The organism is Paenibacillus sp. FSL K6-1122 (assembly GCF_037977015.1).
GTDB lineage: Bacteria > Bacillota > Bacilli > Paenibacillales > Paenibacillaceae > Paenibacillus > Paenibacillus amylolyticus.
On the sequence record NZ_CP150272.1, the window covers coordinates 5,255,037 to 5,268,430 of the forward strand.

Consider the following 13,394-nt stretch of genomic DNA (forward strand, 5'->3'; position numbering starts at 1 on the left):
ATATTGTTATATCATATTAATTATTTAAGATATTCACTCGAATTAATATAACATATAATCGCAATATATTGATAAATAAAGGAGATCACAGGATGACAATTAAGATCGGAATTGATTATTATCCAGAGCAATGGACCCCGGAGTTATGGGAGAAAGATGCCATACTTATGCAACAGACAGGGGTTGCAGTTGTGCGAATGGCGGAGTTCGCCTGGAGCCGAATGGAACCGACTGAGGGTAATTATCAGTTTGAATGGCTGGATGCGGCCATAGAAGTATTCGCTTCACGTGGTATGGAAATTGTGTTATGCACCCCCACCAATACCCCGCCAAACTGGATGACAACCCGTTATCCGGATGTGCTGCCCATGGATGAACAACGCCACATCATTCGGCCAGGTGTGCGTGGACATCGTTGCAACAACAGCCCTTCCTTGAGAATGCTGGGCTCCAAATTTGTGGAAGCGATATCACAGCGCTACGGTAAGCATCCCGCCGTTATTGGCTGGCAAATCGATAACGAGATGCACTACCAGGAATGCCATTGTGATACATGTAATCGTTCGTTTGTCGCTTGGCTGCAAAAGCGTTATTCCAATCTGGAGGAGTTGAACCGGGAGTGGGGTACGGTCGTCTGGAGTGGTGAGTACAGCAGCTGGGCTGAGGTAACAACGCCACTCGGTGCCAGCAAACCGATGAATCCTTCCTATCTTCTGGAGTACAAGCGATTTTGTTCTGACAGCGTAGGCTATCTGCTGGGATGGCAGCTTGAGATTTTACGCCGTAACTGTCCAGGCCAATTTGCGACGCATAACATGTGGCAATATCCGAATAGCTTGGACTATTATGATATGCACAACGAATTGGACTTCGTCTCTGTTGATTATTATCCGAATGAGCTGTATCGCGATTATGGCGATCGGTTTCCGAGGAACGGAGCGCTTACGCTGGACTTGGTTCGCGGCATCAAACGCCGGAATTTCTGGGTAATGGAACAACTCAGCGGGGCACAGGGCGCCTGGATGCCGATTCAGCGCACGCCCTATCCTGGACTGATCCGAGCTCGCTCCTGGCAGACAATCGCTCGCGGTGCGGATATGGTTGTCCATTTCCGCTGGCGGAGTGCTACCGTCGGAGCGGAACAGTTCTGGCATGGGCTGATCGACCACAGCAATGTTCCTGGACGCAGGTTCAGGGAGTTCGCGGAGCTTACTCGCGAGGTGAACCAGTTAGGAGAACTCTTGGCCGACTCAACCATTGTTACCCAGGTTGCGATTCTGCATTCGCATGATCAGCACACAGCGCTTTCCCTTCAGCCGCAGGCGGAAGGGGGAATGCACTACTTAGACAACTTGTCCTCTATGCATAATGCATTTCTGAAAATGGGCGTCGGTACAGACGTTATCAACTGGACTGAGGAGCTCGATGGGTACAAGCTGGTCATTGTCCCTTCCCTCTTCCTGTTAAGTGAAGAAGTAGCACAGCGGCTGGAGCGATTCGCAGCCAAGGGTGGTACGGTTGTCCTTACCAATCGGACTGGCGTGAAGAACATGAGGAATGTATGTGAGATGCTGCCTCTGCCGGGGCTACTGGGTGAAGCGGCGGGTGTTGTCGTAAGTGAATATGATGCCATCGGCAACAGTGAGCATCGGATACGGAACGCGGAAGGCAAGACATTTGCTACGAAGCAATGGTGTGATCTACTGGAACTGCGAGGTGCAGAGCCGATCGCTTGGTATGACAACGACTTTTACGAGGGTGTACCGGCGATTACTGTCAATAAGCTTGGTGAAGGTGAAGTGTATTATGTCGGCACTTGGCCGGAGCCATCGTATTTCTATCAGTTGTTTGAAGACATATTGAAGGAAAAAGGGTTGACGCCCGAGATCCAGCTTCCGGAAGGTGTCGAGCTTTCGATTCGAACGAAGGGGGAGCAGAACTTCCTGTTCCTGATCAATTTGACGAATGAGCAACGAGAGATTACGTTGGACGTTCCTTATCATAGCTTGTTGACTAGCGAGAGATTGAATCAGAAGTTGACCCTTCCAGCTCTGGGAGTAGATATTCTAACTGTATAAGATCAGCAGCTTGTCATATTTAAGAAGGGATGTCTCACAAGGCTTACGACCTTGCGGGACATCCCTTCACTTACTTCACTAACGTCTACCAATTCGAATAAGAGTTATTCCAGTTAGTTCATCTTATTTGATTTTGATTTTCAGTTCATCCTTCTTGGCTTCTTGTAAATCATCGTAGACCTTATCTGGTTTGCCACGAAGTATTAATATCATTGACTCCGGATTGTCCAGCAGATTGCTGCTGAAAGAATACATCATTCCGTCTTCCGTTCCGCTCCCGCCTACCATGGATAACTTGGTCTGCTTCCCATTCCTGGAGATCGAAATGATTTCGATAGGCCAAACGATCTCGTTGAGCGACAACTTCGTTTTGTAGTCCATCTCTTGATCAGGTGCATGGACAAATTTGACCCGCGTTACTAGCGGAGACATCTCCACCTCCGACAATAAGACCTCATAGCCTCCAACGGTAAAGGTCCGATTAACGTTGATGATTTCCGTTTTGGGGATAGAGAATTTGGGATCCAGTGCAAAAGAAAGATTCATTTTTTTGGAATATTTATATTTCCGTTCCTTTTCCCCTTTTTCTGAATTTCCCACCACATCTGGAACAACGGAAGAAAGCTGGAACTGAAGATTCACTTGCTCAGGGAGCGGTTTATTTCGATTACGCTCAATTGTATTCCGGCCATAAATGGTATGCTTATCCTTCGAAAAATGCATACCTCCTATATTTCCGTTATCAAGGACATAACCTGTTCTTGCATCCGTCATCTTGGTATTGACTATCGAATAAATCTCTTGCGAAGCATCCGTTCTGGCGGTATACAATACCGTTATCCTGTTCTCATCTGCCAGAACCGCATTCACGGTAAACTGATATATGCCCGATGTAACCGTCCGATCCACGAGTTGCACATAATCATGATTTAGCGTTGAAGTAATCGTGGCACTATCCATATCCGAAGTTAGCAGGCCACGAAAGGGCTCTAGTACACCCCAATGGGTGACAGGCTCAGTATATGTTGCCGGTTGTTGCCCATAGTTTCCAAGCGGGCCCGTAAGAAACCAACCTGCAGCAAGGACCGTGACCAGCACTGCCGTAATCCATTTGACACGAACGATCCTACCTGATCGTCTTGTTCTGCCCTTTGCGAGACCACGTTGAATTGCAGCAGTCGTGTCCGCCGGATTCCATTGCTGTTTCTCTCTTTTCACCTGATATGCATCTGCAAGAATTGCTTTTTCCTCCGGGTTAGTGGTCATGCCAATCCCTCCTGTTCTTCATCAACTTGCGCAACTGCTGGAGTCCCTTGTGCTGCCAGGTCTTGATCGTCCCTTCTGGTTTGCCGAGGATCGAGGCAATATCCGTCAGTGTCATGTCGTTATAATATTTCAGCAATAATACATGGCGATATTTCGGTTTCACCTTTTGCAAAAGAGATTCCATAGCGATTCGATTATCGTCAACGCTAATCATCCATGATGCCGGAATACTGTCCTCCATATCCTCCTTCGCCAGAGGTGTTGCCCGCTTGCGGCGCCTCTGTTCATCGATGCAGACATAGATCAGAATCCGAATGATCCAAGACTTGAACGCCTTCTCATTGTTCAGCGTACGACGTTTGATCCAAGCTCGGCACGTCATCTCCTGTACCGCTTCCAGCGCATCTTGCTGGTTACGCAGATAACTGTAGGCAATGGAAATGAGCGTATCTTGATGTTCCATAATAGATTGCACAAATGCCGTCTCGTCTTCGGTCTGTACATAGATCCTCTGGTTCATCTCTGCTTTTGTTTCCACCCCGCATCCCTCCTTCTCTCTCTTTCTGTGGTATAAGACGGGTGAGTGAAGCAAACGGTTTTTATTCATCAAAAAAAGCTCCGCCATCATCATGAGGGAGCTTGATTACATAGCACTTCGTCTGCCGATATACTGAATTACGTACACGCATGAACAATCCAAGATCAACTAACTTACAAATTGCCGGTGACTTCGATCCCGTCGGCCAATTGCAGATGATTTCTCACCCAAGCTGTGAACTGATTCAAAAAATTCCGTAATTCTGGCTCTGCAACCACCTGTTGATCCAGCTCTGATAAAATCCCCACCCACACTTCCTTCGTAATCGGATTCTCCCAGCAGGGATCAAGTACCTTCATCTCTTCTCCAGTTCGCGTCAATTAAGGGAAATGCGCGATCCAATGCAGGACGAATATAGTCAAAGTCTTCATTATATATGAACAGCATGTCTTCCATCTCTACTTCAACCGATTCTTCTATGTATAAAGGGGATAAAACAAAACCCACATTCCGCTGTGGACCTTGATACTGATATATGAGCGCAGGAATTGTTCTCTTTGATTTTTTAGCCATATGCTCCTCCTGTTTCAGGCAATCTCTTACCAATCAGAGTTCAAACCAGATTAAACCACCATCAACCTGCCTGGTTTCTCGCTCCATCTGATGCATCCAACTCCGCGCCTCTTCACCCCAGATATGAAACAAACAGTAGATATACGAATCCCCATCCACAATCTCTTCTAACCCGGAAGCTTTTTCTATCCACACTTCAAGGGCTCTAGGCCAGGAAGGATCTTCACGTTTCAATACAAAGCCGTTGGCTTGGTGTTCCAAACTATACACTTCGGTAAATTTTAATGAACTTGCCAAACGCTTCACAACTTCAGGTAAAATCGCAGGCTCCGTTGTTCTAATCCCATATTCCCAGCCCATATGTACAACCTCCTTCAGACTTCGTTCGCTCCAGATTGTTGCTTTTGTTCATGCATTTGATGGATTGAACGATCCAACCACAACTCATACCAGTCCAGAAAATGTAATCGATTCGTATTGCCCCAATACTGGTCAGGATAGATTCCATTGCGGTTAGCCCGGTCATCAACCCAGATCTCTCCGTAGGAGGCCCCCTTAACAACCAGATTCATGGAGATGCCACAACCAAAATCACTGATGCGCAGCATGCCTGCCGACCATTTTGGATCAAAATATTCATGTTCCAGCACTTCCCATTCCTCTTCTTCCTTGCTATCATCGAACCAGTCATAGTTCCAGTTCCATGCTTCCGTGAATTGGAAAGGGTCCGAGATCGCATTCAGCTCATCATCATAACCAAGCACAGCGTATACGCCATCATTCGGGTTTTCCAGACCATAATAAGGTCCTGCACCACCCGTTCCCATATGAAGAAGCCATACCTTATACTCCTCCGGTAACTCAATTCGCCATTTCTGTTCAAATTGCGTAATATCCTCCTGCGTCCACACAGGTGCCATTTCATATTCATGGTTTTCTACGCCAAACAGCTCCAGATCCGGGTCCAGACTTCGGAGAGTGATCAACTTTTCACGCATACGTTCCAGTTGTACATTGTACATGGCCTACTTCCCTCCTTTGCTACTCCATTACGTTTGTTCCACGGCGTACCCGCGTTGCTGCAACTCACCCAGTGTGGCTGCCACATCTCGCTCAGGACACAACTGCTTAATCAGTCTGGCGGTCACCGGTTTTCCTTCATATACTTCAGCTACGGCTTCCAACGGCAGATTCTGCAGGTCGTAGTACCCTTTTGCCCAATCAACGTAATCTTCCGAGTTTTTTTCCAAATATCCCAGCAAAAATTCTGCGCCACCTCTGGCGTCCACTTTGTCTTCCTCGGCCATCGCCAGCTGAATCCAGTTACCAACCTTCCATGGCAAGTCGTTCCCTTCCTGCCATAGGCAAAAGGTCACATCCTCCAGATCCAATGTTTCCTCCTGATCTCGCAGTACAGCCATCAAGGCCTCTGGTACTTCATCGTACATGCCCGGATAGATTTCTCCGTCCTCACGAGCATGTGGGCTCAAGGGTGACTCATGATCGAATCCCTTGATCAACGTGCCTGAGTTCGTAAACAAGACATGCAGATGATCACCTGCGCCGTTATTGATGTTTCCCCATGCCAGACCTGGCTGAAGTTTATCTTCATAATGATGAACGCGTAGCCATTCTTCCTCCGAAAAAATGATATCCAAAGCAGCGAGTATTCTCATTCGTTTACGCAGGGCATCTGCATTCATCATCGTTGTCTCGTTCCAATCCTGCATATCAATCCCTCCTGTTCGTATATGTACACTATATCCGGATTAATTCATCCAGCGTGTTATTTCCCTGAATACTTGGTGTCATGACAATGGTGATCCGACTGGCTTCTCTGGAGACGATACACGCATAATTTCCGGGTTTTAACTGAAACAGAACCCCTTCACACGCCTCATCCGGCTCCAATTCACCGCCAGTGACATCATCCGCCGCTCCCAGATAGACGTGCCCAGACGGAACTTGCAGATGATACACCTTTTCCCGTTCCGCTGCGTGATCTGGATCTGAATCCTCCTCCACATCCTCCAGGCTCCATTCCACCTCATACACTCCATCCGCACCCAGATTCAAGAACAGACAATGACCTGCATTCACCTCAGCCAGCTCATCCACTGGAATGGACCACCAGTCCGAAGTATCCTCAAGCCGATGTTTTAACGCTGCCAGATCATACAGGCACAATGTTGCCGTATCTGTAACCATTTGAAATGTTCCTCTCATATTCACCCGTCCCTTCTGTCTGATCCAAGTCTGACCTCAGAAATATATTCCATCATTATATCAAGCCTGATACACGTGTAAAAGGAACCCACGGACCATCTCTGCTTGCGCAACTCTTCATTTCTCGCTCCAAATGGTCGATATAAGCATAACTGACTTTTTTTGAACCTGATGGAGGAAGCCAAGCCATGTCAATTAACAATAGAAAAGAACCCTTTCGATACACATTGAAGGAACCGATCCACTTTGAGATCTATATTCTCAGCATCAACGGGGTTAACGCACCAGCCAAGCCCATTCAGGCTGAACTCTGTGACATCAGTCGATCCGGCTGTCAGCTGTCATTTCCGCTATCCCTTCCTGTAGAGAATAACGATATTCGGATTGGAATGAATATGCTGCTTTTTGAAGACCCTCTATATATGGAAGGCACTCTCCGCTGGGGTCAAGAAAAAAATACCTCATGGCACTATGGGGTTCAACTCGAAATGCAGGATGGGAACCAGGACCGTCTCTCTAGAGAGATGCGAATGCTTGCAGGACAAGGCAAAATCATTGTGAAATAGTTAAATAGCCTTAAAACCTGTAACAAAAACAAAAAAACAGCCCAATCAAATTGGACTGTCGCAAGATGAAACTCTTTATGCCGCTTTACTAACTGTCGCTGGTTGTTCCATTTTGGACCAGTTCACGGTTTTTTCAAGAACCAGTGAGACCAATACCCCTATGACGAGACCATTACTTATGATCGGAATGAGGTACATGGGCAAAGTTTGAAAGGCCTCCGCAGGAATATTCATGACCGCAACTCCCGTGAGGACCGGCAGCGCTACACGATAGATCGTTTTAGAATTAAACGTCGTACCTTCAAGCGTTCTAAGTGCCGTGCCGAACATCTGAAGATAAGCCACGAACAAAACCGCACTGCCGACGCTTGGTGGTATTTGTGCAAAAAATGCTGTCACTGAAGGTGTAAGACCGATCACACATAACATCCCCGCTCCAATAATCAAGGCAGCACGACGCAGAATGCGAGTACTCTCCAGGAATCCGATCGATGATGCAAATAAACCAAAGGGCAGCACACCTACACAGGCTGACAACATCGTGAACAGACCCGTTAGCGCATAGGAATGCCTATACTGACGGCTTGTTGTTTCTGTCCGGTATAGTTTCTCAACTGTGCTTAATGTGGTGATCGAATTCGTCATGTTCACCAGTCCCACGAAAAATGCAGTAATGACAATACCCGGTTCCCATCTGGGTGCTCCCCACGGAAACAGTTCGAGACCTGCCGGGGCCTGATTCGGCTGTCCGCTATGTTGTCCAGGAAACAATAGACTATAAGCGATCCAGCCTGCCACAATCCCAATCAGGATCGCGTAGTTCCCCAGCTTCCCCCTGCCCTTTAATTGAATCCATGCCACCAAAAATGCAATGACAACGGACAATGCGGCAACAGGCAGATCGAATCGACCAAACTCCGTATATCCAATCATACCTTTGAAAAAATTCATGGTTAATTGAATCGTCATTAAGAACAACATGGCACTCTTCACCATAGGTGTGAACAGCTTTTGCAGTACTTGCGCTGCTCCCAGCCAACCCAGAATCACCATCGTTAATCCCGCTAACAGAAAACCTGCAGCCAGCCCACCGCCAATACGCTCCAGACTCATACCGGCCGATGAAGCAGATACCGTCAAACTTAGCGTCAATCCCCACCATAATCCTGACGGACCATCCATAATCGCATATCGATGACCAAATACGGCTTGAAGAATACACACTGCTCCGGTAAGGATAAATGCGTGCTGCATGGAGGCAGCGATGGCATCCGGAGACAGATGAAAATTATGTCCAATGGATAGCGGAACAACAACGGTATTGGTAAACAGGAAGAAAAACCACTGTATACCTGCCAAAATCAGTGAAGATACGTCCTTCATATTCTTTTGTGTAAAATGCTCTTGATGTCTGTTCATTCGTTCGGAATATCCTTTCACTGTTCTGTATCATAAATGTATAAGTCTCTTCAGACTTGGGTTAATAGTCGTTCCATCTCGGCATACCGATGACGGCTCGCATGTGCAAGCGGTGTAATCCCGTCCCGATCCGCGATCTTTGGATCTGCACCATATTGCAAAAGCAAGGCAACAATCTGCTGGTGACGCGGCCCACCATCTCCCAAAATGACCGCTTCCAGCAAGGCTGTCCACCCCAGGTTGTTGATATGGTTCACATCCACATCACTGCGTGTCAGCAGAAGCTCCACAATGTCCACATGGCCCCGATCCGCTGCTGGGATAAGAGCTGTGCCGCCAAAACGATTCGTTAACCTCGTATCTGCACCTGCTGTAATCGCCAATTCGACCATGTCATACATACCCTCAGCACTCGCGTATAACAGCAGGTTGTCCAATCGTGCATCCCGAAGATTAATGTCCGCTCCGGCGTCCACTAACATCCTTGCCGTGTCTATCTTGTTACCGTGCACCGCAGCCATCAGAGGTGTCCGCCCCAATATATCCCGTTCGTTCAACCGGTTACCCTGTTGTGTGATAAATCGAATGACCTCATCGGTATGGCCCGCTTGAGCAGCATCATGTATTGTTCTAACCACGTTGTTTTATCCTCCAATTCAAGGTCTTTCTCATGCAGTAATATTCATATAGAAACCAAACCCTGTTAGTCAGGTATGCAAATCTAATGTATGGTAACATAAGATCGTAGTATATTAAAAATACATGTTTTGTTGCCTTTCCATACGAATTACATATACATTGCAGGCGAAGGAGAACAACCACTTGGATATCAAACAATGTCGCTATTTCATTGCCATTGCTGAGGAGAAACAGATTACAGCCGCAGCTCGAAGACTTCACATGGCTCAGCCACCCTTAAGCCAGCAGCTTAAGTTAATGGAAGAAGAGCTTGGTGTGATTCTATTTGAACGCAAAGGGCGTATGATGGAACTAACGCAGGCGGGGCGCAGCTTCTATGATTATGCGGTTACCTTGACCAAATATATGGAGGAAGCTGTAATGGAGATGCAAAGTTTCCGTCACGGCATACGGGGCAAACTCGCCATCGGCATCAATACCATATCGGATCGCCTGATCCCGCAAGCACTGCAACAGTTTCGCACCACCCACCCACAGGTTACCTATAAAATTCAACAAAATGAATCTGCGCAATTATGCCGATTGCTGGAAGATGGCAAAGTTGAACTTGCCTGTGTACGCATGCCTGTCCAGACTGAACGTTATGAGGTGCTGCATCTGCCACAGGAGCCCCTTTTCTATATTTCTTCAACACCGCTTGATAGCCCAACGGAGATGGGACCAGGAGCGGAGATGGAGACTTATTTTAAGCAGCTTACAGGAATCCCTCTACTGCTTCCAAGTACAGAAGGACTCGGCATGTTCGAGCTAATTTTGGACAAGTTTCGGGAGCATCAGCTTACCCCCTCCATCATGGGTGAGTGCTCAGACATTAATATGTTACTCGAGCTGGTCCGACTCGGCTTCGCCAGTTCCATCGTGCCTCACACGGTACTACAGCTATATCACGAGCACCCATTCCACGTATATCGCATCCAGGATCAGCATTCCACGGTCGGTTCGGCGCTGGTCTGGCTGCAGAACCGTTATCTGTCCAAGCCTGCACAACACTTTGTGCAACTGGTGCAGGGTATGCTTCCCGTGTAAAAGGCTATAAGCAAAAAAAACAGCAGCTTTACCGGATTACATTCCAGTGAAGCTGCTGTTTCATTTTTATGGTTAAGCTTTAGCTGTGAACAACAAGTCTTTTTCTTTGATCGTAGTGCGACCAGCAGACTCAATCGACTCATACTGATGCATATTTGTAATAATGACTGGTGTAATCGTTGTGTAACCGGCTTTTTCGATCTGTTCCCGGTCAAACTCCATCAGTACATCACCTACAGCAACCTTCGCACCTGCTTGAACTTTAGGAGAGAAGAATTGACCTTTCAGCTTCACGGTATCAATCCCGATATGAATCAACATCTCTGCGCCTGTATCACTTACCAGACCAATGGCATGTCCACTCTTCGATAACGAGAACACGGTTCCGTTGATCGGAGATACGACGCGACCTTCAGATGGTTGAATCGCGAATCCTTTACCCATAATCTCTTCAGAGAACGCAGGGTCTGGCACTTCGCTCAGTGGTTTAACTTCACCTGTGATCGGGCTGAATACTTGCTCATCTTGTGCTTTTGCTTCTTCAGTTACAGCAGCAGAAGTTGTTGCTGCTGCTGGTGTTGCCGGCTCAGCTGCTGGTGCAGCTACTGGCTCCGATGCATTTTCTTCTTGGAAGCCCAAGATATACGTAATGATTGCTGCCGCTACGATGGCAATCAAACCACCAACCAAAGCATAAATCAATGTGCTAATTGCTGGACTGACAAATGCCGCAATACTCGGCAGACCTGCAAGTCCTGTAATAACATACGATTTAACATTGAAGATTCCCATGAATGCACCAGCAATAGCACCCCCGCTGAGAGCTGCGATAAATGGTTTTTTGAACTTCATGTTGATACCATACATCGCTGGTTCCGTGATCCCCATAATAGCCGTAAGACCTGTGGAATAGGCCAGGGATTTGGTTTTGCTATTTCTCGATCTGAGACCTACACCAAATGCTGCACCACCTTGTGCCAAGTTAGCTGCAAACATCAGTGGAATAATAAAGTCGTAACCCAGTGTTGTCATTGAACCAACAACGATTGGCAGCAAAGCATAGTGCATACCTGTAATGATCAGCAGTGACATCGTACCACCAATCAGGATACTTGCGAAGATGGACATGTTATCGAACAACCATGAAATACCACCGGACAAACCATTACCAAGAACGGTACCCAATGGACCTACTGTCATCAACGTCAGTGGAACCATAATTAACAAGGTAACTGTTGGAACAATGAGTAACTTAAGTGAAGCATGTATAACACGATCAACGGCTTTCTCTACATATGAAGCAATCCAAACGGCCAGAACAATCGGAATAACTGTAGAAGAATACGTTGCCGCTATGACTGTAATCCCCATAAAGGATGAATTGTGACCATCGGCCAGCAATGCTGTAATGGTCGGGTGCATAATGCCCGCAGCAAGCGCCGCGGCAATATACATATTACTACCCAGCTTACGTGCAGCACTGATCGCCAGAATGATTGGCAGGAAGTAGAAGGCACCGTCACCAATTGCCGACAAAATGATATAGGTTGAACTAGTATCGGACAACCATCCAAGTGCGACAAGGATAGCCACGATCCCTTTGATCATACCTGCACCCGTAATTGCAGGCAGTATTGGTGTAAACATACCTGAGATGAAGTCGAACAGCGCACTTATTGGATTTCTCTTTTTCTTCTCCCCAGTTGAAGCGCTTGAGGTTGCATTATCTGCGTTTGGTGATTTGGACATGTTGCCAACGAGTGCGTTATACACGATAGGCACATCGTTACCGATGATAACCTGGAACTGTCCACCGTTCTCCATCACGCCCATAACGCCTGGTGTATTTTTCAGCGTCGCTTTGTCCGCTTTTTGGTTGTCATTCAGGTTAAATCTGAGTCTTGTCATACAGTGTGTGACTTGATCGATATTCTCTTCCCCACCAACAAGCTTCAAAATGTCCTTGGACAATTGTTGTTTATCCATTGTGTTTTGCTCCTTTTATGTGTAATGAAGGTTAAAAAAAAACCTAAACACTGAATAATGACAAAGCAGAAAAGCTTATCATTATTCAACGTTTAGGTTTTGCCTTTTTAGCAGTAACAATCCCAACTTTATTCAATTGTTTGTTCATTTCTGACAATCCGTTCAATATGAATGGTCAGATACAGTATTTCTTCCTTGGACAATACCCGATTATAGATCTTACGCGTATAGTCACTGATCCTTACTGCACATGCATGTGCTTCCGGATACTGCTTGCTCACCAAGTCATGAAGCGGATTATCTACTTCTTTATCTTCAATCGCCGTTCCTTGCAACACACGTTGGGCAAAGAACCTCAGATGAGTTAAAAATCGATAATAACTCAATGAATCTTCATCAAGTTCAATCACAAAGCTACGTCTTACGATGTTAAGTATGTCCTTAACGATGTTCGTAATACTGATTGTTTCCCTCATCTCACCGTTCATCTGGGCATTAACCAGATGCATTGCAATGAATGCGCATTCGTCTTCGGGTAGCAGGACACCTAATGTTTCCTCAATAATCTGTAGCGCCTTGAGTCCAATGGCATATTCCTTCCGGTACATGCGCTTGATCTCCCAGAACAATGCGTTACGGATCTGCAATCCTTGACGATGTCGATCAATGGCAAAATGAATATGATCCGTCAGTGAAATGTAGATGCTTTCATGCAGCTTCTCACCTAACACCGTCTCGGCATAACGGATAATCTCATCCGAGCACTCGACATATTCAACCGGGATATCAGACAGAAGCGTTTTGAGTTTCTGTGATACTTCCTTACTTTCAAGCGAGAATATTTTTTCGACGAGACTCTCGTCAATCGATTCACCAGTATGCTTTTTGAAGGCAATTCCACGTCCCATAACAACCAGTTCGTTTCCTCCCGGATCAATTACGGTAACTACGTTGTTGTTCAGCACCTTCTCAATTTTCATTTCTCCACATCACCTTGCACCGTCAAAGTAGTAAAAG

At 46.5% G+C, this 13,394-nt stretch carries 15 protein-coding genes; 3 read left to right on the forward strand and 12 right to left on the reverse strand.

What is annotated here, in order from left to right:
• The first annotated feature begins 92 nt into the window (after positions 1-92).
• Entirely contained in the window at positions 93-2,078 is a 1,986-nt protein-coding gene (locus NSQ20_RS23520; protein ID WP_340030988.1) for a beta-galactosidase, read from the forward strand.
• Between the two features lie 123 nt (positions 2,079-2,201).
• Here the strand turns inward: NSQ20_RS23520 and NSQ20_RS23525 are convergent, their stop codons facing one another.
• From NSQ20_RS23525 to NSQ20_RS23560, 8 genes are all read right to left on the reverse strand, one after another.
• Entirely contained in the window at positions 2,202-3,344 is a 1,143-nt protein-coding gene (locus NSQ20_RS23525) for a DUF4179 domain-containing protein (RefSeq protein ID WP_339186267.1), read from the reverse strand.
• Positions 3,334-3,882: a sigma-70 family RNA polymerase sigma factor gene (locus tag NSQ20_RS23530; RefSeq protein ID WP_340030989.1), complete on the reverse strand. Its 549-nt coding sequence runs from the start codon at positions 3,880-3,882 to the stop codon at positions 3,334-3,336. The genes NSQ20_RS23525 and NSQ20_RS23530 overlap by 11 nt, the downstream gene beginning before the upstream one ends.
• A 173-nt stretch (positions 3,883-4,055) precedes the next feature.
• Positions 4,056-4,241 (reverse strand): hypothetical protein, encoded by a 186-nt coding sequence (locus NSQ20_RS23535; protein WP_340030991.1) that lies wholly within the window; start codon positions 4,239-4,241, stop codon positions 4,056-4,058.
• Positions 4,228-4,455, reverse strand: coding sequence for a hypothetical protein (locus NSQ20_RS23540; protein ID WP_340030992.1), 228 nt, complete (start codon positions 4,453-4,455; stop codon positions 4,228-4,230). The genes NSQ20_RS23535 and NSQ20_RS23540 overlap by 14 nt, the downstream gene beginning before the upstream one ends.
• A gap of 33 nt (positions 4,456-4,488) precedes the next feature.
• Entirely contained in the window at positions 4,489-4,815 is a 327-nt protein-coding gene (locus NSQ20_RS23545; RefSeq protein ID WP_340030993.1) for a hypothetical protein, read from the reverse strand.
• Positions 4,816-4,829: 14 nt separating this feature from the next.
• Positions 4,830-5,477: an SMI1/KNR4 family protein gene (locus tag NSQ20_RS23550; protein ID WP_076252796.1), complete on the reverse strand. Its 648-nt coding sequence runs from the start codon at positions 5,475-5,477 to the stop codon at positions 4,830-4,832.
• A 27-nt stretch (positions 5,478-5,504) separates the two neighbouring features.
• Positions 5,505-6,185 carry a hypothetical protein gene (locus NSQ20_RS23555; protein ID WP_340030994.1) on the reverse strand — a complete coding sequence of 227 codons (681 nt, stop codon included), beginning with the start codon at positions 6,183-6,185 and terminating at the stop codon, positions 5,505-5,507.
• A 28-nt stretch (positions 6,186-6,213) separates the two neighbouring features.
• On the reverse strand, positions 6,214-6,681 hold the full coding sequence (locus NSQ20_RS23560; RefSeq protein ID WP_340030995.1) for a DUF6386 family protein: 468 nt from the start codon (positions 6,679-6,681) through the stop codon (positions 6,214-6,216).
• Between the two features lie 188 nt (positions 6,682-6,869).
• On the opposite strand from NSQ20_RS23560, the gene NSQ20_RS23565 reads away from it, so the two are divergent.
• Positions 6,870-7,247 carry a PilZ domain-containing protein gene (locus NSQ20_RS23565; RefSeq protein WP_036617371.1) on the forward strand — a complete coding sequence of 126 codons (378 nt, stop codon included), beginning with the start codon at positions 6,870-6,872 and terminating at the stop codon, positions 7,245-7,247.
• Positions 7,248-7,322: 75 nt separating this feature from the next.
• On the opposite strand, the gene NSQ20_RS23570 is transcribed toward NSQ20_RS23565, so the two are convergent.
• Both NSQ20_RS23570 and NSQ20_RS23575 read right to left on the reverse strand, forming a co-directional pair.
• Positions 7,323-8,666 (reverse strand): uracil/xanthine transporter, encoded by a 1,344-nt coding sequence (locus tag NSQ20_RS23570; protein WP_340030996.1) that lies wholly within the window; start codon positions 8,664-8,666, stop codon positions 7,323-7,325.
• A gap of 50 nt (positions 8,667-8,716) precedes the next feature.
• On the reverse strand, positions 8,717-9,304 hold the full coding sequence (locus NSQ20_RS23575; protein ID WP_340030997.1) for an ankyrin repeat domain-containing protein: 588 nt from the start codon (positions 9,302-9,304) through the stop codon (positions 8,717-8,719).
• 184 nt (positions 9,305-9,488) lie between these two features.
• Between NSQ20_RS23575 and NSQ20_RS23580 the strand changes: the two genes are divergently transcribed.
• Positions 9,489-10,391 carry a LysR family transcriptional regulator gene (locus NSQ20_RS23580; RefSeq protein WP_340030998.1) on the forward strand — a complete coding sequence of 301 codons (903 nt, stop codon included), beginning with the start codon at positions 9,489-9,491 and terminating at the stop codon, positions 10,389-10,391.
• A 72-nt stretch (positions 10,392-10,463) separates the two neighbouring features.
• On the opposite strand, the gene NSQ20_RS23585 is transcribed toward NSQ20_RS23580, so the two are convergent.
• A complete protein-coding gene (locus NSQ20_RS23585) occupies positions 10,464-12,377 on the reverse strand; it encodes a beta-glucoside-specific PTS transporter subunit IIABC (protein ID WP_340030999.1) in 1,914 nt (637 codons plus the stop codon).
• Between the two features lie 128 nt (positions 12,378-12,505).
• A complete protein-coding gene (locus tag NSQ20_RS23590) occupies positions 12,506-13,357 on the reverse strand; it encodes a PRD domain-containing protein (RefSeq protein ID WP_340031000.1) in 852 nt (283 codons plus the stop codon).
• Between the last annotated feature and the right edge of the window lie 37 nt (positions 13,358-13,394).

Coding starts and splice junctions, on each gene's coding strand:
- NSQ20_RS23585 (WP_340030999.1), bottom strand. CDS start 12,377: ATGGATAAACAACAATTGTCCAAGGACATTTTGAAGCTTGTTGGTGGG.
- NSQ20_RS23535 (WP_340030991.1), bottom strand. CDS start 4,241: ATGAAGGTACTTGATCCCTGCTGGGAGAATCCGATTACGAAGGAAGTG.
- NSQ20_RS23525 (WP_339186267.1), bottom strand. CDS start 3,344: ATGACCACTAACCCGGAGGAAAAAGCAATTCTTGCAGATGCATATCAG.
- NSQ20_RS23520 (WP_340030988.1), top strand. CDS start 93: ATGACAATTAAGATCGGAATTGATTATTATCCAGAGCAATGGACCCCG.
- NSQ20_RS23560 (WP_340030995.1), bottom strand. CDS start 6,681: ATGAGAGGAACATTTCAAATGGTTACAGATACGGCAACATTGTGCCTG.
- NSQ20_RS23545 (WP_340030993.1), bottom strand. CDS start 4,815: ATGGGCTGGGAATATGGGATTAGAACAACGGAGCCTGCGATTTTACCT.
- NSQ20_RS23550 (WP_076252796.1), bottom strand. CDS start 5,477: ATGTACAATGTACAACTGGAACGTATGCGTGAAAAGTTGATCACTCTC.
- NSQ20_RS23555 (WP_340030994.1), bottom strand. CDS start 6,185: ATGCAGGATTGGAACGAGACAACGATGATGAATGCAGATGCCCTGCGT.
- NSQ20_RS23540 (WP_340030992.1), bottom strand. CDS start 4,455: ATGGCTAAAAAATCAAAGAGAACAATTCCTGCGCTCATATATCAGTAT.
- NSQ20_RS23570 (WP_340030996.1), bottom strand. CDS start 8,666: ATGAACAGACATCAAGAGCATTTTACACAAAAGAATATGAAGGACGTA.
- NSQ20_RS23590 (WP_340031000.1), bottom strand. CDS start 13,357: ATGAAAATTGAGAAGGTGCTGAACAACAACGTAGTTACCGTAATTGAT.
- NSQ20_RS23565 (WP_036617371.1), top strand. CDS start 6,870: ATGTCAATTAACAATAGAAAAGAACCCTTTCGATACACATTGAAGGAA.